This window comes from Halohasta sp. A2, from assembly GCF_056175805.1.
This window is the reverse complement of record NZ_JAQFWV010000260.1, coordinates 1-299: the sequence shown is the minus strand read 5'-3', so window position 1 is coordinate 299 and position 299 is coordinate 1. Positions and strand designations below refer to the sequence as shown.

Annotated in this window: 1 pseudogene; it reads left to right on the top strand. The window is 54.2% G+C overall.

From position 1 onward, the window contains the following. Nucleotides 1–181, top strand: a pseudogene (locus tag O2S87_RS19050) (RNA-guided endonuclease TnpB family protein); the annotation flags it as partial. Nucleotides 182–299: the final 118 nt, after the last annotated feature.

Below are 299 nucleotides of genomic sequence, written 5' to 3'. Positions count from 1 at the left end.
CTGTTCATCCTGTGGATTGGTCGGCAACGCCGATTGTAACGGAGCCGAAAACATGAGACAGAAGATAACTCCGAGTCCTCACGGCGAGGATAGGAGTAACGGCTGTGTGGCACAGCCATCGGTACACCTGTTCGACCGCGAAAGCGGGACGTTTCAGACGAGAGAACAGGCCGTATCGTAAACCAGCAAATATCCCAACGTGCGGTACGGGAAGCCCCGTCGTTTACGACTGTCTCTTACCCACAAGTTCTAACGCCGTAGCTGACCAATCAACTCCAGTAAATGGGACGCTGTTCGCG